Below are 20,449 nucleotides of genomic sequence, written 5' to 3' on the forward strand. Positions count from 1 at the left end.
CAGGCTCGTCTATCTTTAACAAAGCCTAGCGCAAACGCCCCGATCGCAGGATACTAAAAATCAGCCACAATCCCAACAAACTTGCTACTGCAAATAGGACGCTACTGAGCCACGATAGCTGTGCTGTCTGGGCTTTGGAAGAAATAATCGCTGCGCCCATAATTAACGAACCAACTAATACGCTAAACGAGAGGCGGTTAGCAGAGTCATCAAGGGTACGACGTATGCTATCTAATCCCCGTACCGATAAATTCCATTGCAGTGTCTCTGAGGTCACGCGGTCTAATAACAGTTCGATCTGGCGGGGGGATTGCAGCGAAAGACTTTTGATATCGAGGGCTGTTCGTAATAAAGATTCTACAGGACGATTGCCTAATAACTGGCGACGAAACAAGTCTGTTAACAAAGGTTTGACTTCATCGAGAAAATTAATTTCTGGATTAAATTGACGTGCTAATCCTTCCAAATTGGCAAGGGTTTTCGCATACAAACCCATATTACTCGGCAAGCGGATTTTATTGTTACGAGCAACTTGCAACAATTCGTAAATAATTTGACTGAAATTGATTTGAGACAGGTCTAAGTTATAGTACTTCCGTAACATGCGATCGTAATCGTTTTCCAATCGCGATAAAATTACGGGTTGAGCTGAATCTGACAATTGTAATGTCAACTGACTGCATCGTTGAGCGTCAATATCGACAATTGCCAACAACATTTCTACTAAAATTTGCTGAGTCCGAGGATCGAGTTTGCCTACCATCCCGCAATCTAACAGCGCAACGCGCCCATCTTTGAGATAGAAAATATTGCCGGGATGCGGGTCGGCATGGAAGAATCCATCAATATAAAGCTGCTGGAAAAAAGCCCGAAATAGCAAAGTTGTAATTTCTTGCCGCTTGATTTCTGAAGTTACACCATTACCATTACTTTCGGCAAAATTTGCCGATAATAAAGGAACTCCATCCAACCATTCCATCACCAACAATTTTTCTGTGGTCAAATCCCAGAAAATTTCTGCTATGACTAATTGCTGCGGATCGAACCACCGACTAGCAGATAAATTGCGCCGCAACTGTTCGGCAAAATGAGCTTCTCGCGTGAAGTCTAGTTCTGCTTCTAGTGCAGTTGTAAATTCGGTGGCTATGGATTTAATTTCGTAATTCTGACCGAACTCAGTTCGCGCTACTAAATCAGCTACTCCTTGAATCAAGGAGATATCTTGAGCGACGATCGCATTAATTCCAGGACGCTGCACTTTAACGGCGACTTCTCTACCGTCTGTTAACGTAGCGTGATGAATTTGACCGATCGATCCAGCGGCGACTGGTTGAAAATTAATTTTACTAAAAGTTTCTTCCAAAGGCTTTTTGAGCTGTTGGCGGATCGCCACTTCAATTTCCGACCAAGGAACAGGTGGAACGTCATCCTGTAAAGTTGACAGTTCCTCAATATAGGAAGCAGGTAGTATATCTGGGCGGGTAGACATGAGCTGCCCGAATTTGACATACACTGGTCCCAAGTCCACCAGAATTTTGCGTAATACGGCTGGTGTCGGTAACTGAGGCTCGTCTGTTTTACCCCCAGTTAGCAGCCGTCGCATATAGTCCCAGCCATTGCGGAATAGAATTTCAGCGATTTCTCGTTGACGAGAAGTATTTTGAGTTAAGAACACAGTTTAGGTAGTTGGTAATGGGTAATGGGTAATTGGTTGTTAGTCATTAGTCATTAGTCGTTGGTAAGTTCTTCACGCACTAGTCACCAGCCACTAGCCACGAGTCACTGACAACTAATAACTGACTACTCATAATGGTATGCAGCAAGGAATTACGATGCAGCGGAAGCCAGCAGACGTTTTTTGAGATTTGAGAATTTGCCTGGCACGGGAACAAGCCTGAAATCGTTGAGTTGAGAATTTTATAGCTGATGATAGACTCCGATTAGTCAGTAGATGTTTGACATAACTAGAGCAAGATTGGCTCCCATACAAAATTCTGTGCGGGTAATCGAAGCCTTTACGAGGAGAAATAGATCTCTGATAAAACTCAATCAAGTTTAACGCTACTGTTCTGGCGGCTTCATCCCACTGGCTTGTCAGCATAAATATTCATCTCGCTACCAACAGTCAATTTCTATCCTAAATAGCAACTTAACTCATCTGCCACAAGGGGAGTGGTCAGTTGTCAGGGAGTAGGGAGCACAGGGAGCAGGGAGCAGGGGAGAAGGGGAGCTTTGTGTGCAGGTGGGCTTCAGGTGCAGCAACCACCCATTACCCATTACCCATTACCAACTACCCCTTACAATAAATGACTAAATTTAGGATTATCCTGCAATAACTTCAAAACTTGTTTGATTTCTTGAGTGCGGTCTTTCTTGACGATGAGAGTAACGTTACGATCGCGCACGATGACGACATCTTCTAAGCCAATAGTCACAACGACATCTTCGTCGTTTTCAGCATAAACTAAGCTGCCTGCGGTATCTAGTCCGACATGATGACCGACTTCGACGTTGGGGGTTGCTCCTTGGAGCAAACGGGCGATCGCATTCCAGTCGCCTAAATCGTCCCAACCAAAGTCGGCTGGTAGCACGTAGGCAAGTTTGGTTTTCTCCATCAGAGCATAATCGATGCTAATTTTGGGCAACTGCGAGTAAGCCGCTCTGCCTTGCTGTTTGAGGGGGATGAGGATGTCTGGAGCGTGGGTATGCAGTTCTTTGAGTACCACCCCGGCTCGAAAGATAAACATGCCGCTATTCCAGCAAAACCGCCCCGTAGAGAGAAATTCTTCGGCTGTATGTAGGTCTGGTTTTTCGGTAAAGCGGTTGACGCGATAGACAGGTAAGTTACCATAAATTCCAGTCCGATCGCCTTGCTCAATGTAGCCGTAGCCAGTTGCCGGGTAGCTAGGCTTAACTCCCAGTGTGGCGATCGCATCTGTGGTGGCAGCTAATTGAGCAGCAGCTTGTAGAGTGTGTTGAAACCCTGGCAAATCTCCAATCCAAGGATCGGCAGGAAAAAAACCTATAACAGCGTCTTCCCCGTAGCGTTGCGCTATTTCCAGCGTACTCCAAGCTACGGCTGGGGCTGTATCTCGCCCTTCTGGTTCTGCCAAAATGTTGTGAGCTGGCATCTGGGGGAGTTGTGCGGCTACTCCCTCGGCAAGTTGGCTTGATGTCACCACCCAGAGATTTTCCCAATTCCCTGCTAGAGGTAAGAGGCGATCGGCTGTCGCTTGCAGTAAACTTTTACCGCTACCATCTAAACTTAAAAACTGTTTGGGGCGATGCCTGCGGCTGAGGGGCCAAAAACGTTCGCCTTTACCTCCAGCCAAAATCACAGGGATGAGAGAACCATTCATAAGCGTTCGCGTCAAAAATTGTTAAATCTGCTTTCGAGTTTACTTTGCTTTTGCTAAAGGCAATCGTAACTTATTGGATTACTATTTCTGTAGGGTTTGGCTTGGGGGAATAAATTGCTGTGATTGGGGTACTAAAACGAGTCGATCGGCGGTTGAAACGACAACTGCAAGAAGTGGAGGTGAGGCGATCGCTGTCTGTCACTCGCCACAATTTCTTGACTTTTCGCCGTTGGTTGTGGTTTCAGATGACAAGAAACCGTCTCCTATTTTGGATTGGCGTAGTCAATCTGTCGATCTTGCTAGGGGCAATGGTGGCACTGCTACTACCAATTTGGGGCAGTCGCACTTCTTCTGACTTGCTATCTAGAGACTCTCCGCAACCGCGTAGTACTTTCCTCCGCAATGGCTTGCCCTACAATCTCTCCCGTCCGGTAAATATTCTCGTTCTGGGTATCGAACCTCCTCCTAGCACCATCGGGTATAATCCTAAATCTGCGTCGGCAACTGGGACTAGCGATACAATGCTGTTAATCCGCTTCAACCCCGCTCGCCCAGCCATCAGGGTACTTTCAATTCCTAAAGATAGTCAAGTTGTCTTACCCAAGCTCGGTCTAGATAAAATTTCTCGCGCTTATGCCTTGGGAGGCGCACCTTTAACAGCGCGGGTTGTCAGCCGCACGTTAAATAATGTTCCGATCGATCGCTACCTCAGCATTAACGCAGATGCTTTGCGGCAATTGGTAGATCGAATCGGAGGGATTGAGGTATTTGTTCCCGAACGCATGGCATACCAAGACCGGACGCAACGGTTGCAGATCGATCTAGAACAAGGCTGGCAAACTTTAAGTGGGGAACAAGCAGAACAGTTTGCTCGTTTCCGCGCCTCAAACCAAGGAGATCTCGATCGCGTCCAGCGCCAGCAGATGTTGATTGCAGCTTTGCGCGATCGCCTTACCAGTCCGGCAATACTACCCCAACTGCCAGAAATTACCAAAATTATGCAAACTGCGGTTGAAACCAATCTCAGCCCAGAAGAACTGCGGGCGATCGTGCGTTTTAGCGTCCAAATGAAGCCGGAACACTGGCAAATGCTTCTATTACCAGGAGATCTCAGCCCTTACAGTCAAGACCCCAGCAGCTATTGGCTCTATACTTCAGGTCAAGACCAGATTATGAGTCAGTACTTTGGTACTTCTACGATTGGGGCTGCACCCAAACCCAAACCGCTGACAAGTCTGAAAATTGCCGTGCAAAATGCTTCGGGCAAACCCCAATTGAGTCAAAAAGTCGTCCGCTATCTCAAGCAAAAAGGCTTTACCAACGTCTATGCAGTCTCCGATTGGTCGGATATTCAGCGCCAGACAAATATCATTGCTCAAAAAGGCGATACCGCAGCAGCAGCTAAAATTCAGCAAATCTTAGGTGTCGGCAATATTGAAGCCGCCGCGATCGGCGATTTAGATTCTTCGCTCACAATCCGTGTTGGTAAAGACTGGCGGTGAGAAAAAGTCAAAAGTCAAAAGTCAGAAGTCAAAATTTGCCTCTCGCCACTTTCGATCTCGCACCACACCGCACCGCAACACACAACGCAACTACCAACTACCAACTACCAACTACCAATTACCAATTATTAAATGTCTTACCCATCTCTTGAATTAAATCTGTAACCACGGCAATCAGCGTGTCTGGATCGATGGGTTTAGGTAAATGACGTTGAAAGCCAGCCGCGATCGCCTGAGTTCGATCCTCAAGTCTGGCAAATCCTGTCATTGCGATCGCCGGAATCTGCCGATGTGCTGTTGTTTTCGTTCTGAGCTGACGGATCAATGCATATCCATCTTCTCCCGGCATTCCTATGTCACTGACTAGCAAATCTGGCTGGAAAGCTTCTAGGGCTTGCAAAGCTGCTTGTACTGAGCCAGCAGTATACGTCTTTGCACCTCTCGTTTGCAAAATCATTGCAATCACTTCACAGCTATCTGGTTCGTCATCGACGACCAACACGCGCAAGTTGTTGAGTGGTAATGGAGTGAGGGGTAAGGGGTGTGGGAAGAATTCGGAATTCGGAATTTGGAATTCGGAATTAAGCGTGACTTGTAACTTGTGACTTGTGACTTGATAGCTGCTCCTCTGCTCCTCTGCTTGCTTATTCCCCAACTCCCGACTTTCCATCCCCATCAAAGGCAATAATACTGTAAACGTGGCTCCCTGTCCTTCTCCCAGGCTCTCGACGGCTACCGAGCCACCGTGCATTTCCACTAGATAGCGCACGATCGCCAAGCCAAGTCCTAGCCCCTTGTAGTTGCGGGTAGTCGAAGCATCCGCTTGCCGAAATAACTCGAATACATATGGTAAAAACTCAGGCTCGATACCTTTACCAGTGTCGCTAACTGTAATTTGAGCGTAAGTTGGATTGGTGGTGAGTGGGGGTAAGCCGTTCGCCCGTACAAGAAAGTCAGGGGACGCTGTACCTCCTGCGGTTGACTTCTCGCTCTCTGGAGCTACTGATAAACGCACTTCAACCCGCCCACCAAATGGGGTGAATTTAATCGCATTTGTGAGTAAATTCCAGACAACTTGTTGTAACCGATTGGGATCGCCATAAACAAATCCTGGATCGCAATCGAGGAAGATCTGTAAATCGATTGATTTGGCTTGAGCGCTCAACTCAACTGTTTCGATCGCGGCTTGAATTGGGGTAGCTAAATTGAGTGGAATAAACTGTAACTTCAATTTACCCTGAACGATGCGAGACACGTCGAGCAGGTCTTCAATCAATTGAGTTTGTACTTGAGCGTTGCGCAAGATCGTACTAATTGCCCGCTGTAGTGTTGTTTCATCTCGTCGTCCCGATTCGAGAATTGTCGCCCAACCTAAGATTGCATTCAGTGGCGATCGCAATTCATGCGAAAGCATTGCTAAAAACTCGTCTTTAATCCGGTTAGCAGATTCAGCAGCGTTACGGGCAACTTGCTCTAACTCGAATAGCCGCGCTTGTTCTTGTTCGAGTTGTTTGCGTTGCGTGATCTCCCAGGCAATGCCAAACAATCCTACTGGGTTTCCCGAGCGATCGTAAATTGCCCGTCCTTTATCTAAAACCCATGCAATTGAGCCATCTGGTTTGAGAATGCGAAATTCGCAGCTATAGGTTCCTATTTTCAAGGCAGTTTGAATCTCAGTTTGAAATAGCTCTCGATCGTCGGGATGAACGAGATTCAACACTTGCTCGAATGTCCCCACGATCTCGCCATCACCAATTCCCGATATGTTACCCGCATTCTCCAAACGGCGAACTTCTCCGGTTTGCAAATTCCAAGTATAAGCAGTAAGGTCGGCTGCTTCAAGCGCAAATCGTAAATTCGCTTCTGAAAGCTGCATTTGCTCGATCGCTTTGGCGCGTTCCTGCCGCAGGTTTTGCTTTTCTAGAGCTTCGCGCACGGCGAGCGCGAGGCGATAAGGTTTTCCCTTACGGACGTAATCTGTCGCTCCCCGCTTCATGGCTGTCACGGCAACTTCTTCCGTACCGCTATCCGTAAACAAAATCACCGGACAATCGGGATACTTAGTTTTGACTGCATCTAAAATAGCTAGTCCATCGCTCCAATGCAATTGATGATCTGTGATGACGAGATCGAATCCGCCTGCTGCTAAAGCGCGTTCAAACTCAGCCGCATCGATCGCCGTTTGAATTTCTATTTCAGCAAACTCGCGTTGAAGTTCGCGACTTTCGAGCTTGCGATCGCTGGGATTATCGTCTATCAACAGAATACGTAACATTCGATTTTTTATTTTTTTCCTTTAGCATTTTTAGTAATATGGCATTATCCAAATCTTATTAAAAGAAGATTAATTTAAGGTATGTCGTTAAGAAAGTTTTAGCAATCGATTGTCCGCAACAAATTATACAATTTTTAGCAATTGGTAGTGCTCTTTTAATAATTCCGCTTGCATTATATCGCAAGAAAATAATAACATCGGCTTATTATTAAAAAACTGAAAAAGAACTAAAAAAGTAGCAATAACTCGTCTATATACTATCGCAATGCAATTTTGGGATGCGACGGGGCAAGAAAGCTAAAATCGGTCTAAATCAACATAAAATCACTCACTAAAATAGTTTGGACTAGAAAATACGCCGATGGCATTTCATCAAGTTTTGGCTTCAGAAAAACTGCTCGATCGCGTTGCTAAGCGGTTCGATCCGCGTCAAAGCTTGAGGGCGCGGCTAGGCTTAACAATATGTAGTATTGCGCTAGTCATGGCAATCATGGCGAGTATTACGGTCAGTGCCACGGCGAGCGATCGCGTCAAAACTGATGCTGGCATTGCGTTAGAGCAGTTAGCATACCAAGTATCTGACAAACTCGATCGCGGTATGTTCGAGCGCTATCGCGAGATCCAAAACCTGACAGAGCTAGATTTACTCAGCAATCCCAATTCTCCTCGATCCCAAAAGCGATCGCTGCTCGACAGGCTACAAAGCACTTATCCCACTTATAGCTGGATTGGCTTGACAGATGCCACAGGTAAGGTTCTCGTCAGTACGGGTAAACTGTTAGAAAATCTCAGCGTCGCTCGACGACCGTGGTTTCAAAACGCCCGTACTCAAGCAGCGGTGGGCGACGTTCACGAAGCCATGCTCTTAGCCAAGCTGCTGCCAAATCCAACCAACGAACCCTTACGATTTATTGACATCTCAGCTCCCGTGACTGACTCGGCGGGTCAGTATGCAGGTGTGCTAGGCGCTCATCTCAGTTGGACGTGGGCAAAAGAAATTCGAGACTCATTACTGCAACCGCTACAAAATCGATCGCAGGTGGAAGTTTTTATTTTTAGTGCCTCTGGCAAAGTGCTACTCGCACCTATCGAGTTGCAAGAACGAGTTCCCTCGCTGCCTAATTTACAGACATTGCAACAGCAAGGCAACGGCTACGCGCTCGAAACATGGTCGGATGGCGATCTCTATCTCACGGGTTTTGCCCGCAGTACAGGGTATCGCAATTACCCAGGACTCGGTTGGACGGTTGTGGTGAGGCAACAAGCCGATCTCGCACTTGCACCCGTGCGGACATTACAACGCCAGATTTTTACTCAAGATCTGACATTAGGGATATTATTCGCCATTGCTGGATGGTTTATCATGCGTCGCCTCACCTATCCCTTACTCGCGATCGCAACAGCAGCAGATCGTCTGCGTCAAGGGAACGCAAATACAGAACTACCTTTAATTACCAGCAGCGATGAAATTGGGCGACTATCTCGTTCGTTAAAGCATCTCGTCCGCACTTTATTCGAGCAACAGCAGCAACTCAATCTCAGTAACGAACAATTGCAAATTCAATTAACCGAACGTCAACACGCCGCCGCCGAAATTCAGCAACTCAACGCCACCTTAGAACAAAAAGTAAGCGATCGCACGGCACAACTTCAGGAGATCAATCGAGAATTAGAAGCTTTTGCTTATTCGGTTTCCCACGATTTACGCGCACCACTACGGACGATCCGAGGATTTGCCCAAGCATTGCAAGAAGATTATAGCGATCGCCTTGATGACCTGGGTAACGAATATCTTCAGTCAATTACCGCAGACGCAGTGCAGATGGATCGGCTGATTACCGAGTTACTAGCCTACAGCCAGCTGACGCGCACGAAAATTACCTTACAACCCGTCGCATTAATGGCAACGATCGAATCTGCCTGCAAACAATTAGAAATGAATTTACAAGAAAAGCAGGCAGAAATTACAGTCACAACACCTCTACCAACCGTTTTGGCACATAGCCCCACCCTAACCCAAGCGATCGCCAATTTGCTCAGTAATGCCCTCAAGTTTATCAAACCAGAAAGCCGTCCGCAGGTTGAAATCAAATACCAGCTCGCCCAACGCGATCGACAGCAATGGGTGCGCCTGTGGATTATCGATAACGGCATCGGAATTGCATCAAGCGATACCGAACGAATCTTCCGCATTTTCGAGCGCCTGCACGGAATTGAAACCTATCCAGGTACGGGCATCGGCTTAGCGATCGTGCGTAAAAGCATCGAACGCATGGGCGGCTGCGTCGGCGTAGAATCTCAACTAGGGCAAGGAAGCCGCTTTTGGATTGAATTACCTCTTTATGAGGGAGCAGGGAGCAGGGAGTAGGGAGCAGGGAGACAAGGGAGAGCGGGGAGAAGATTCTTCGAGTGTCCTCCCACACTTCCCACACTTTATTTACTACCAGCCACTAGCCACCAGCCGCTAGTCACTGACCAATGACAACTAACACCCAAAACAATAAATCTTCTGGGTTTCTAGTCGATCGAAGATGGCAGAAGGTAAGATGTCAGTACCAATATTGTGTCGGTTTAGTTGGACTTGCAGACCCGTGAGTGGATCGTGACCGGGGGCAACGAGAAATTCTAGTCGCTGGACGTAGGGTAAGGTTGATATGCTGTCGAGAATTTGCGCGATCGCCTTTAGATAAGGATGATTTGGTTGCTGATACCAGTCTGGTGTAGCTAGTTCGGGTTGATCTAAGCCAACGTGAAATGTTAGGGAAGGTTGACCGAACAGTGCTACTGCTAACGGTCGTGCCTCTTCCTGCAATAGCAAATCATGCGTCCTGACTATGTGTCGTAGCTTTTCTAACCGTTCGTAACGTTGCGTGACGGATAAAGATTCTTCTTGCCAGTGAATTGCCACAGCAACCAAGTATGTTTGTAAGAGCATATGCCCTAGCTTGCTGGCTTTAGTGGCAAGGTAGTTAGAGTTGTAATCGTTAGCTTCAATCAGCAGCGGCACGCGATCGACGACTTCTAAACCGTACCCCTTCAACCCAGCAATTTTGCGGGGGTTGTTGGTAATTAACCGAATTTGTTTCACGCCCAGATCGTTGAGAATTTGCGCCCCTACCCCGTAGTTGCGCAAGTCGGCGGGAAAGCCGAGGCGTTCGTTGGCTTCTACGGTGTCTAGTCCCATGTCTTGTAGGGAATACGCCTTCAATTTGTTAATTAAGCCAATGCCTCTTCCCTCTTGACGTAGGTAAACGACAACTCCCGCGCCTGCATGTTCGATCGTTTTCAAAGCTGCTTGTAGTTGCATCCGACAGTCGCAGCGCAGCGAACCCAAAGCATCGCCCGTGAGACATTCTGAATGCATCCGCACCATCACGGGGCGATCGCGAAATTGAGCCGGATCGCCTTTAACAATTGCTACGTGTTCGGAGTTATCTACGCTGTTGCGATAAGCATAGATCTGAAATTCACCGAAGGAAGTCGGTAATTGAGCAATAGTCTCGCGAGTCACAAATCGCTCGTTTTGCAAGCGATAGCTAATCAGATCGGCAATACTAATAATTTTCAGTTGGTGATGTTTGGCGTATTCCATCAACTGATTCAACCGTGCCATTGAACCATTGGGGTTTTGAATTTCACAGATCACTCCCGCCGGATACAGCCCTGCTAATTGGGCTAAATCGATCGCTGCTTCTGTATGTCCAGCACGTTTGAGTACTCCACCCGTCCTGGCGCGAATGGGAAAAATATGACCGGGACGGCGCAGATCTGAGGGCTTCGTGGCGGGGTTAATCGCTACTTGAATCGTGCGGGCGCGATCCTCAGCAGAAATACCCGTCGTCACGCCTAAATGTGTCGCAGCATCGATACTTACTGTAAAAGCAGTTTGGTTACTGTCGGTGTTATTGGTTACCATCAACGGTAAATCGAGTTCGTCCAAGCGCTCGCCCGTCATTGCCAAACAGATTAATCCCCTCGCCTCCACTGCCATGAAATTGATCGTGTCTGGGGTCGCAAACTGAGCGGCACAAATGAGGTCGCCCTCATTCTCGCGATTTTCGTCATCTACTACAACAATAGAGCGTCCAGCTTTAAGGTCGGCGAGAGCGGCATCGATCGAGTCAAACACAAAAGATTGATTAGAAGCGTTCTGAGGCTGCACAAAAATACATCACAAACAAAATCTATCTCTGATTTTAGCCGCTTTAACTGGACTAGGGATAAAAGGAGATCTAACCATTTTCAATTAAATGAGCTCCGCGATTTGTAGGAACGCATAGCCGTGCGCCCTTACTCACGTAGCTATTATTTCACCCCGACTCGCCGATTCCAGGCTCGATATCCCAAGGCAAAGATACCTAAAACAGTGCCAACAGCAATCGAAGGTTCCGGTACAGCAACAGTAGATCGATTTTCCTTGACTTCTACTAAGGTTAAGTTTGTCACGCGATCGAAAGTACGAGAAAAGAGACCTTCAGTTGAAGCTGATGCAGATTCTCGATCGCCACCAAAATTTGTCGTCAAACTAATATTACTCAGATTTAATTGAGTCCCATCACTGGAATTAAAATTGAGAAAATCGTTGTTTCCAGAAGTCACATTTCCTGAAATTGTAAATGAGTCTAGAAGCGTCCAACTATCTAAATTACTAGTATCATATAGGGCAAAAGAAACCGTACCGTCAGCGATGGCAGTTTCAGTTTGTGGATTGTCTATGGATGTTGTTAAATTTAAATCGGCATCGAAATTAAAAGAAAAAGTTCCGCCACTATTGACGCTAAAGTTACCTAAAACTCCAGCAAAACTGTCTGCCGTACCGGAGTAGTTGTTACCAGTACCATCAGCACTACTAAATGATGAGTTAAAAGCAGATGGTGGTTCCGTAATAAAGTTTGCTATTGCATCTGTACTAGCATTCACATTGCCATCTGTGGCAAAAGTATTCGTAAAAGTGTCAGTAATTACCTCGCTCTCGAAGGGGTTATGGCTAAAATTGTCAATTATAACTGTAGATTCAGAACTAGCAAAAGTGGCAGCAATACTAGGGATTGCCTCTAAAACAATTAATGGTATGGCTAATGGCAAGGCTGGTGCGAGCGATCGCACAATTCTTGAATTCAGTTTTAGTTTTGGCACGAAAATCCTCTTCACATCAATCTCACTCAAAAGGCTAGTTCTATATCCAGAGCTATTTTTCTCGCTGACAGCACACCAGTACCGATGGTTCCGTTACTGGCAGTAGTGACAGCAAACTCTATGTGATTTAGCTATTGGCAGTATAAATTATTTCGTGAAACTTACGTAATTCAATCTTGCGAATTGAGGTTTAAGGAAAATTTAATAAATGTGTCATATTGATGTCACATTTATCCATCAAACTTCATGCTACTGACCAACCTTTGCCATGCTGCATAGATAGTTAACAAAAACAGCTTGACAAAAACAGCATTACGAGTGTCAACGGTCAACAATTAAACGTTAACTCTTGAGATAGGAGTATCGAGCGTGCCAACCTCTGATTCCCAAGTTTCCGTTTCAAACCGAGAAGAATTGCAGACTCCGCCGCCGTCACCCCGCTCCCAGAAACGGTGGTGGCTGCTACTCATGCTTCTAGTCGGAGTTGGAGGAGTTGGACTGGGGCGGGGATTAACTCCCGCCAGCCAAGCCACTGCACCAGCGGCAGCAAAACCGCAACCACCGCGCCCCATAGAGACAATCGCTTTAACTTCAGGCACGGCAACTCGAAGCACTAGTATGTTAGGGCAAGTCGAGGCAAGCGAGAGCGCTACAGTCCGCACCAGAACATCAGGAGTCGTGCAACAAGTGTTAGTCCAACCAGGCGATCGCATTACCCCTGGTATGGTTGTAGCCATCCTTGACGATACAGATCAGCGTTTAGCCGTAGCCGAAGCGAGAGCAAGACTGGCTCAAGCTCGGAGCGAATTAGCACGCTTAGAAGTCGGTACGCGGCAGGAAATCATCGCCCAAAGGCAAGCCGAAGTCCGAGCAGCCCAAGCGCGGGAACAGGAAGCTCAAGACAATTCAGACCGAACCAGAAGTCTAGTTAATACTGGCGCACTCTCGCGCCGGGAATTAGTCGAAGCAGAATCGCGGACAGATGCTGCTAGAGGGGAACGAATGCAAGCCCAGGCAGAGTTAGCAGAAGCCACCGCCGGTCCCACTCGCGAAGAAATTGACGCGCAACGAGCTAATGTAGCCGCCGCCGAATCTGCATTAAACCAAGCAGAATTAGCCTTGCAACGCACGCGCATCAGGGCAGTATCAAGCGGTGTTATCCAGACACGACAAGTCAGCAGTGGCGATTTAGTAGAAAGCGGTGATGAGATTGCCACCAAGGTCAATGGCACTCAGTTAGACGTATTTCTGGAAGTGCCAGAATCACTTAGCGGAAGTGTGAGAGCGGGTATGCCCGTCGAGTTGACTGCTAGGGCGCTACCCAACTGGCGCGATCGCACTACATTAACGGGTATCGTACCATCTGCTGATACAGCTTCCCGACGGCAGCGAGTGCGGGTGAGACTATCAAATCCCCCCGCCAACCTGTTGCCAGGAATGGCAGTACAGGCACAGTTACAGTTGCCCAGCAATACCCCTAGTTTCGTCGTCCCCCGCGATGCATTGACTCGGCGGGAAAATCGCTGGCTCGTATTTACTGTTGCTGATGGCAAAGCCAGACAACTAGAAGTCGAACTCGTAGCAGACATGGGCGAAAAAATGGCGATCGCCAACCCACAACTGAGCCAAGGACAGGCGATCGTCGTACGGGGTGGAGATGGATTACAAGATGGAGCGGTAGTAAAGGTTGACAGTTAACTGCTATCAACTACCAACTATCAACTACCAACTACCAACTACCAATTACCATGAACTTGATTGAAACAGCCGTTCGCTGGCGGCACGGTACTTTCGTGTTGTTTTGCTTGCTTGCCGTATTTGGCATCTTTTCACTACTAAGTTTGCCTTTAGAACTGCAACCAGGAGGCGATCGCCCCGAAATCACAATTACCACTACCTATCCTGGTGCGGCTCCCACAGAAGTAGAAGATCTCGTCACCCGTCCGATTGAGGAACGGATGGAGGAAGTCTTAGGGGTACAGGAAATTACCAGCAGTTCTCGTCCTGGAACCAGTGCCATTACGCTTGAGTTTACTTGGAATAGCGATGTAAACGAGCGGATGGTGGACGTGTTAAATAAATTGCAACAAGTTGAGGAACTCCCCGCAGAAGTTAATGAGTCTGATGTCGAGATGGTTGGGGGCAATAATTCGCCGATGATGTGGGTCGTCCTCACACCGAGACAAGGGTTTCAAGGTAATCCCGATCGCTACCGCGATTTAGCAGAAGAAGTTATCGTACCGAGATTGCGCCGAGTCGAAGGCGTAGGGCAGTTTATCATTCCTGGGGGTAGGGAACGAGAAGTTGAGGTGAGGGTTGACCCCAAAGCTTTATTCGATCGCAATCTAACCATAGGCGATGTCGTGCGGGTGTTACGGGAGAACAATCGCGACATTCGTGGTGGTCCCCTAACGTTAGGTAGACGAGAATACCGCGTGCGGACTCTCAGCCGATCGCAAGACATACAACAAATCGCTGAATTTGTGCTGCGGCGCGACCAGTCGGGTACAGTCTACATGCGGGATGTGGCAACCGTACAAATGGGGCGTAAACCTCTAGAGAGTGCTTTAGTTTTTAACAATACTCCTGCCGTGGCAATTGGAATTATTCGGCGCGTTGGGGCAAACGTACCGGAGACATCTAGGGGAGTGAGGGCAACTCTAGCAGAATTGGAAACCCAGTTTGCTCGCCAAGGAGAAGGTATTCGCTTCGTCTACAACTACGATGAGAATGACTACATCGGACAGTCGATCGCCTTGGTACAAGGGAACTTAGTTAGTGGAGCGCTGCTAGCAACAGCCGTATTAATTCTATTTTTGGGTTCGATGCGGACGGTGGCAGTCATTGCCCTCACTATTCCTACAACCTTAATCACAGTATTCATCGTCATAGCATTTTTGGGGCGATCTCTCAACATTATTAGCTTGGCGGGATTGGCGTTTGCCGTGGGGATGGTTGTAGACAACGCGATCGTCGTGATTGAGAATGTCTTTACCCACATGCAGCAGGGAAAAGGAGCAGTTCGCGCCGCGATCGATGGAACTCAAGAAGTTTGGGGCGCAATGTTAGGTTCTACCCTGACTAACGTTGTGGTGTTCGTTCCCCTCGTCATGGTACAGGGGGAAGCCGGACAGTTATTTGCAGACATGGCGATCGCCCTTTCTTGTGCTTCCCTATTTTCTCTATTTGCTGCATTAACTTTAGTACCGATGCTCTCTGGTTTGTTTCTCAAACAGCACGAAGCAATGCAAATGCTGGGAGTCGGGAGTCGGGAACAAGGGGGACAAGGGGGACAAGGGGGACAAGGGGGAACTCGGGGACAAGGGGGACAAGGGGGACAAGGGAGAATAATTGCCAACAACCAACAACTAACAACCAATAACCGTCAACCATCAACCATCCTCCAAAAAATTGAATCAGCCGTTTTTCGCACTTCTGCTGTCTTTCGGCTATTTCAAAGCAAATTAGAATCATTTTTGGCATCTACTGTACTTTGGTCGCTGGGTGCAGGTCGGGTTGGACGTAGGCTAATTCTTGTCTCTATTCCCGTCATTCTGCTATTTACAAGTATCTTTCTACTGCCTCCTGCTGATTATCTGCCTGAAGGCAACCGCAACTTAGTGTTTTGGGTAGCAGAACCTTTACCAGGAACCAGCATTCCCGAAGCTATTCGCCTATCCCAACCTGCGAGAGATTTCTTGAGCCAGCAACCGGAAGTCGATCGCGTCATGTTTATTGAACGTCCTGGTAGGCGGGGGATTGCGGCAATTCTCAAGCCCGAATTTGCTACTACCAACGGACTTGCTGATATGGTCGATCGGATGCGACAGCAGAGTAACAACTTTCCTGGCTATCGCTTTCTGATTCCGACACGCTTCTCGATCTTCCAAGACCCAGGTAAGGAGTTTGAAATACAAATCGTGGGTGCAGATTTGCAGCAGTTGAGCCAGTTGGAAACGCAGATAACAGAACAACTACGAGCATTTCCTGGCGTGCGCAACGTCCGGTCTGATTATGTCTTTGGTGCAGGAGAATTGCAGGTGATTCCCAACCGCGAACGTTTAGCTGAAGTTGGGTTGTCGGAAGCTGAAGTCGGGGCAATGGTAGAAGCAGCACTAGGTGGTCGCATCGCTTCTGATTTTATCGATGGTAAAGAAGAATTGGATGTTTCAGTGGAATTGCAAAATCTTTTTGTCGAAACTCCAGAACAATTGCGCCAACTGCCTTTGTATACTGGTCGCGGACAGCAAGTGCAGCTAGCAGATGTTGCCGAGGTACGAGAGACAACAGGACCCGATGTCATTAACCACGTCAACCTAGAGCGATCGATTACTCTAACAACTTCCCTCGAAGCTACAGCACCTTTAGGAACATTAGTCAATCAGACAGAAACTCAAGTTTTGGCTCCACTCCGAGCAAATCTTCCCGCCGGATATCGGTTAGATTTATCTGGATCTGCCGATCGCTTGGCTGAAACCTTGTCTCAATTATCCTCTGCCTTTATCCTGTCCGTCTTAATTATTTACTTGCTATTGGTAGCGCTGTATCGCTCCTTTCTCTACCCAGTTGTCATTATGGCAACAGTACCGATGGGTATGAGTGGCGGGTTATTGAGTCTGGCTATCGCCAACCAAATTCCAGGTGTTATCATCCCCTTGGATATGATTACGGCGCTGGGATTTATCATTTTGACTGGGGTAGTGGTAAACAACGCGATCCTCTTAGTAGACCGCGCTTTACAACTCCAAGCAGAAGGCGAAGACTACGATAAGTCTCTTTACAATGCCACACGCGATCGCCTCCGGGCTATTTTCATGTCAGCTGGCACGAGCGTACTAGGAATGTTACCTTTAGCAGTCGTCCCAGGACAAGGAGCTGAATTATATCAAGGGTTGGGCATTGTCCTCACAGGTGGCTTAGCTTTCTCAACCATCCTCACGCCCACAGTCGTTCCCGCCATCATGGGACTGTTACGCGATCTGTCTGGACGCAAACAGCCATCAGTTGTCAGTTATCAGTTATCAGCTGTCAATAAAGAGGGATGAGTAACGAGTCTTCATTTTTAACTTTTGACTTTTAACTTTTGACTTGTTTGTCACCCTGACTTAGCATCGGGAATCGTAATATCAATCGGAATGACTTCTGAAGCGATCGCACTCAGTGGTGGTTGAATTGCAGTACCATTTCCAACAACTAGGGTGACGAGTTTTTCTGGCTGGAGGTATTTTTTAGCAACTCTTTGAACATCAGCCGCAGTCGTAATTTGTACGCCACGTTGGTAGCGAAACAAGAAATCAGCTGGATAACCAAAATATTCGTATCGCATTAAGCGAGACAGAGTTTGGCTAGGATTTTCAAAATTAAAGACAAACGAATTCAATACCGACTCTTTAGCACGTTGCAACTCATCTGGTTGAACTATATCAGTTTGGAGTTTTTCAATTTCAGTCCGAATCGCACGCAGAAAAGGGACAGTCGCAGCCGAACGAGTTTGTCCCCCCGCCACAAATAAGCCAGGATAATCAAAACGGGGACTCCAGACACCGTAGACAGAATAAGCCAAACCCTGACGCGATCGCACGGAGTTAAACAATCGCCCGCCAAATCCATTCAAAACTTGATTCATCACATCTAATGTTGGATAATCGGGACTATTAAACCGTCCGCCTAAATGCCCGACTTGGACGTAGCTTTGAGTTAATTGGGGGCGATCGACAAAATATAATCCGCCCAACTTAGACTGAGAGGCTGTGGGAATTTGGGGTTGGGATAGATTGGGTTGAGATTTCCACTTGCCAAAATATTTTTGAATCAGCGATCGCATGTTCTGCGAGTCAAAATCTCCGACAATGCCCAAAATCAGATTATTAGGATGAAAGTATTGACGGTAAAAATCAACTAAATCCTGGCGGGAAATATTATCTAAAGTCGCATATTCCACCGTTCGCGCATAAGGGCTATCACTGCCATAAACTAACTTTTGAAACTCCCGCCCGACAATACCATTCGGATCGTCATTACGACGAGCAATTCCGCCTCTAATTTGAGTTTTCGCCAAATCTAGCTTTTCTTGGGCGAATATTGGCTGTTGTAAAACTTCCGCAAATAGCCCAAATACCATTTCTAAATCTTCACTCAAGGCGCTAAAACTAGCGGAACCGAAAGCATCACTAATTCCAACTTCCACCGCCGCCGCCCGTTGTTCCAATAACTGATTTAACTCATCTGCGGAATGTTTTTGCGTTCCGCCAGTCCGCAATACAACTCCAGTTAAATTTGCCAATCCTACTCGATCTGGTGGTTCCCAGCGATCGCCTGTCCGAATTATTGCCGTTCCTCCCACTAAAGGTAAATCCCGATCCGGCATCAAATACACCACCATACCATTCGGCATTTCGTAGCGATCGTATTTGGGAATTTGTACTTGTTTGAGGGGGGGAAATTCTAATTCTGTATAGTGCTTGGCTGTGGCTGCTATAGCTGAGGGATGGTAGATAAGTACGAACAAAATCGCTATGACTATTAAACCAATTCTGTAAAAGTTACGGATAAGGTGCTTGTCCGAGATCATACAATTTAAAATTTCGTTGTCACACAGATTTTAGGGGCGCACAGCTGTGCGCCCCTACGATGATACGTTATTTAATCTAACAGGACAGGCAAGATGCCCATCATACAGCAGCCATACTGCCTCATCTGAAATTACACCAAAGAGCGATCGGTGAGGATTTCGTAACCGCTTTCTGTCACCAAGACGGTATGCTCGAACTGTGCTGACAGGGCATTATCTACCGTTACAGCCGTCCAGCGATCGGCAAGAATGCGCGTAAATCTCGATCCGGCATTCAAAATTGGCTCAATTGCTAGCGTCATTCCAGCACGGAGTTTAACGTTAGGCATTTCCCGAGTACGGAAGTTGAAAACCGAGGGTTCTTCGTGTAAGTTTCGACCAACACCATGTCCGGTGAAGTCTTCGACAATCGTAAAACCATTTGCCTCTACGTGGTCTTGAATTGCCCCTGCAATATCCATCAAATAATTTCCAGCCTTAACTTGCTCGATCCCTTTATAGAGAGATTCTTCAGCAATGCGGATCAGTTTAGTTGCTGTCGGACTAACTTCACCAATGGCGATCGTAATGCAGGAATCGCCGTGGAAACCTTGATGGAAAGCGCCTGTATCGACTTTTAAGACATCCCCCGTCTTCAAAACTTTTTTTGGATTGGGAATTCCATGTACGACTTCATTGTTAACACTGGCACAAATAGAAGCAGGAAAACCGTGATAACCCTTAAAGCTAGGAGTTGCATCCATTTCGCGGATGCGCTTTTCAGCATAGGCATCGAGATCGGCAGTCGTCATCCCAGGCTGCACCATCTCAGAAATCTCTTTTAATACCGTTGCCACAATCTTAGCTGACTGCCGCATGATTTCGATTTCACGGGGAGATTTGATTTCAATACCCCGCCGTTGCTTTTTTTGGCGCTGAGATTGAGCAGGTTGTTGAGGGAGGAGATTACTGAGAATATTCATGGAGTTTTATGGGAACAGATGGGGTGACTGTGTGAAACAACCGATCTAGGTTTGATGCGATCGCGCTTGTCTATAAATTTGTTATCTGAATTTGTTATCCAGGCTAACGATTCAAACACCTTCTCTATTTTAATTTACAGTCCTTCACTTTGAGCCGATTGTGGTTTTGATTGTAGTTTGACTTAGGCGGCGATCGCGATATTCCCCTTCATTCCTGCTTCTGTATGCCCGGGAATCGGACAGCGCAAAGCGTACTTACCCGATTTCAAAGGTACAAATACCCATTCTGCCTTGGCTCCCGGTTTGAGTTCCAATTCATGGATCGCCCCTTTAATCTCTACATTGCCAGCTTCTACTTTTTGCGTCCAAATTCCATCAGCAAAATCCTTCGCCGTGAAATAGTGTTTCTGCGGACTAGGATTTGTCAGCACGAGTTTGTAACGTTTGAAGGCAGATAATTCTAAAGAATCTGGCACAAACTTCAGCTCGTTACTAGCAGTCCCCAAGCTGACGGAAATTTCTGTCGCTGGCTGACGCAACAAGTCTACAGATGGAGCTGTACTCGTCGCCGCTTGAGCTAAATTTGGCATAGCGATCGCAGTACAGAGTATTAACCCTGCCACAAGAAAGAATTTTTTTAAATA

At 47.1% G+C, this 20,449-nt stretch carries 15 protein-coding genes; 6 read left to right on the forward strand and 9 right to left on the reverse strand.

Features of this window, described 5'->3' with window-relative positions:
- Positions 1-25 precede the first annotated feature (25 nt).
- From CHRO_RS21770 to CHRO_RS21775, 3 genes are all read right to left on the reverse strand, one after another.
- Complete coding sequence (locus CHRO_RS21770) at positions 26-1,675, reverse strand: ABC1 kinase family protein (protein ID WP_015156388.1); 1,650 nt, start codon at positions 1,673-1,675, stop codon at positions 26-28.
- A gap of 129 nt (positions 1,676-1,804) precedes the next feature.
- A complete protein-coding gene (gene yidD / locus CHRO_RS34910; RefSeq protein ID WP_015156389.1) occupies positions 1,805-2,101 on the reverse strand; it encodes a membrane protein insertion efficiency factor YidD in 297 nt (98 codons plus the stop codon).
- A gap of 196 nt (positions 2,102-2,297) precedes the next feature.
- Positions 2,298-3,359, reverse strand: coding sequence for a mannose-1-phosphate guanylyltransferase (locus CHRO_RS21775; RefSeq protein WP_015156390.1), 1,062 nt, complete (start codon positions 3,357-3,359; stop codon positions 2,298-2,300).
- Positions 3,360-3,478: 119 nt separating this feature from the next.
- Here CHRO_RS21775 and CHRO_RS21780 point away from each other — a divergent pair, with 119 nt between their 5' ends.
- Positions 3,479-4,861, forward strand: a complete 1,383-nt coding sequence (locus CHRO_RS21780; RefSeq protein ID WP_015156391.1) for an LCP family protein — start codon at positions 3,479-3,481, stop codon at positions 4,859-4,861.
- Entirely contained in the window at positions 4,858-5,013 is a 156-nt protein-coding gene (locus tag CHRO_RS32785) for a hypothetical protein (RefSeq protein ID WP_181824219.1), read from the forward strand. The genes CHRO_RS21780 and CHRO_RS32785 overlap by 4 nt, the downstream gene beginning before the upstream one ends.
- On the opposite strand, the gene CHRO_RS21785 is transcribed toward CHRO_RS32785, so the two are convergent.
- Complete coding sequence (locus tag CHRO_RS21785) at positions 4,980-7,136, reverse strand: hybrid sensor histidine kinase/response regulator (RefSeq protein ID WP_015156392.1); 2,157 nt, start codon at positions 7,134-7,136, stop codon at positions 4,980-4,982. The two genes, CHRO_RS32785 and CHRO_RS21785, sit on opposite strands and share 34 nt — an antisense overlap.
- Before the next feature lie 361 nt (positions 7,137-7,497).
- Here CHRO_RS21785 and CHRO_RS29925 point away from each other — a divergent pair, with 361 nt between their 5' ends.
- Together CHRO_RS29925 and CHRO_RS34525 are read left to right on the forward strand one after the other, a co-directional pair.
- Entirely contained in the window at positions 7,498-9,504 is a 2,007-nt protein-coding gene (locus CHRO_RS29925; RefSeq protein WP_015156393.1) for an ATP-binding protein, read from the forward strand.
- Positions 9,479-9,604, forward strand: a complete 126-nt coding sequence (locus CHRO_RS34525) for a hypothetical protein (protein ID WP_281168602.1) — start codon at positions 9,479-9,481, stop codon at positions 9,602-9,604. The genes CHRO_RS29925 and CHRO_RS34525 overlap by 26 nt, the downstream gene beginning before the upstream one ends.
- Positions 9,605-9,621: 17 nt before the next feature.
- Here CHRO_RS34525 and ribBA read toward each other — a convergent pair whose 3' ends face one another.
- Positions 9,622-11,298: a bifunctional 3,4-dihydroxy-2-butanone-4-phosphate synthase/GTP cyclohydrolase II gene (gene ribBA / locus CHRO_RS21800; RefSeq protein ID WP_015156394.1), complete on the reverse strand. Its 1,677-nt coding sequence runs from the start codon at positions 11,296-11,298 to the stop codon at positions 9,622-9,624.
- A 143-nt stretch (positions 11,299-11,441) separates the two neighbouring features.
- The gene (locus CHRO_RS21805; RefSeq protein ID WP_015156395.1) at positions 11,442-12,272 is read right to left on the reverse strand and encodes a hypothetical protein; all 831 of its coding nucleotides are present in this window, start codon (positions 12,270-12,272) and stop codon (positions 11,442-11,444) included.
- 369 nt (positions 12,273-12,641) lie between these two features.
- Here CHRO_RS21805 and CHRO_RS21810 point away from each other — a divergent pair, with 369 nt between their 5' ends.
- Both CHRO_RS21810 and CHRO_RS21815 read left to right on the forward strand, forming a co-directional pair.
- Positions 12,642-13,970: an efflux RND transporter periplasmic adaptor subunit gene (locus CHRO_RS21810; RefSeq protein WP_015156396.1), complete on the forward strand. Its 1,329-nt coding sequence runs from the start codon at positions 12,642-12,644 to the stop codon at positions 13,968-13,970.
- 50 nt (positions 13,971-14,020) lie between these two features.
- A complete protein-coding gene (locus tag CHRO_RS21815; protein ID WP_015156397.1) occupies positions 14,021-17,317 on the forward strand; it encodes an efflux RND transporter permease subunit in 3,297 nt (1,098 codons plus the stop codon).
- 50 nt (positions 17,318-17,367) lie between these two features.
- On the opposite strand, the gene CHRO_RS21820 is transcribed toward CHRO_RS21815, so the two are convergent.
- The 3 genes from CHRO_RS21820 to CHRO_RS21830 form a co-directional block, all read right to left on the reverse strand.
- Positions 17,368-18,843: a M16 family metallopeptidase gene (locus CHRO_RS21820; RefSeq protein WP_015156398.1), complete on the reverse strand. Its 1,476-nt coding sequence runs from the start codon at positions 18,841-18,843 to the stop codon at positions 17,368-17,370.
- Positions 18,844-18,974: 131 nt separating this feature from the next.
- The gene (gene map, locus CHRO_RS21825) at positions 18,975-19,805 is read right to left on the reverse strand and encodes a type I methionyl aminopeptidase (protein ID WP_015156399.1); all 831 of its coding nucleotides are present in this window, start codon (positions 19,803-19,805) and stop codon (positions 18,975-18,977) included.
- Between the two features lie 182 nt (positions 19,806-19,987).
- Positions 19,988-20,395, reverse strand: a complete 408-nt coding sequence (locus CHRO_RS21830; protein WP_342669349.1) for a plastocyanin/azurin family copper-binding protein — start codon at positions 20,393-20,395, stop codon at positions 19,988-19,990.
- Positions 20,396-20,449: the final 54 nt, after the last annotated feature.

It is taken from the genome of Chroococcidiopsis thermalis PCC 7203, assembly GCF_000317125.1.
GTDB lineage: Bacteria > Cyanobacteriota > Cyanobacteriia > Cyanobacteriales > Chroococcidiopsidaceae > Chroococcidiopsis > Chroococcidiopsis thermalis.

What these genes read in the sequence shown, in the direction of transcription:
- CHRO_RS21820 (WP_015156398.1), bottom strand. Translation starts at nt 18,843, where the DNA reads ATGATCTCGGACAAGCACCTTATCCGTAACTTTTACAGAATTGGTTTA.
- CHRO_RS21830 (WP_342669349.1), bottom strand. Translation starts at nt 20,395, where the DNA reads ATGCCAAATTTAGCTCAAGCGGCGACGAGTACAGCTCCATCTGTAGAC.
- CHRO_RS21785 (WP_015156392.1), bottom strand. Translation starts at nt 7,136, where the DNA reads ATGTTACGTATTCTGTTGATAGACGATAATCCCAGCGATCGCAAGCTC.
- CHRO_RS21775 (WP_015156390.1), bottom strand. Translation starts at nt 3,359, where the DNA reads ATGAATGGTTCTCTCATCCCTGTGATTTTGGCTGGAGGTAAAGGCGAA.
- CHRO_RS29925 (WP_015156393.1), top strand. Translation starts at nt 7,498, where the DNA reads ATGGCATTTCATCAAGTTTTGGCTTCAGAAAAACTGCTCGATCGCGTT.
- yidD (WP_015156389.1), bottom strand. Translation starts at nt 2,101, where the DNA reads ATGCTGACAAGCCAGTGGGATGAAGCCGCCAGAACAGTAGCGTTAAAC.
- CHRO_RS34525 (WP_281168602.1), top strand. Translation starts at nt 9,479, where the DNA reads ATGAGGGAGCAGGGAGCAGGGAGTAGGGAGCAGGGAGACAAGGGAGAG.
- CHRO_RS21815 (WP_015156397.1), top strand. Translation starts at nt 14,021, where the DNA reads ATGAACTTGATTGAAACAGCCGTTCGCTGGCGGCACGGTACTTTCGTG.
- map (WP_015156399.1), bottom strand. Translation starts at nt 19,805, where the DNA reads ATGAATATTCTCAGTAATCTCCTCCCTCAACAACCTGCTCAATCTCAG.